Annotated in this window: 1 protein-coding gene; it reads left to right on the top strand. The window is 51.8% G+C overall.

The genetic code is table 11. The features are described 5' to 3' along the window. Window positions 1–301, top strand: a 301-nt coding sequence (locus tag FDX22_RS00135; RefSeq protein ID WP_304571746.1) for an isoprenylcysteine carboxylmethyltransferase family protein, incomplete at both ends; no start/stop codon positions are given.

Below are 301 nucleotides of genomic sequence, written 5' to 3'. Positions count from 1 at the left end.
ACTCATCTTAGTACTTTTCCTCGTTGCCGATGCGTTGACGGCGAGCTCACGTTTCACATTTGGCGCGGTAAATATCGTGATAAGCGCATTACTGGCCAGTGTCAGTCTGTGGATGATACTGCATACCGCATGGCAAATGTGGATGAAACGTACGACCCTGAATCCGCTTCATGCAAATAAATCGACCACGCTTGTTACCGGCGGATGTTACGCCTGGAGTCACAACCCGATCTACCTTGGTATGAGCGGACTCCAGCTAGCCTTTGCTCTGTTCATCGGCAGTCCGGCTGGCGTAGTGGCT

Origin of the sequence: Citrobacter sp. TBCS-14 (assembly GCF_005280805.1) — a bacterium.
Classification (GTDB): domain Bacteria; phylum Pseudomonadota; class Gammaproteobacteria; order Enterobacterales; family Enterobacteriaceae; genus Citrobacter; species Citrobacter gillenii.
The sequence above is the reverse complement of the archived record's forward strand: the minus strand, read 5'-3'. Positions and strand labels throughout refer to the sequence as shown.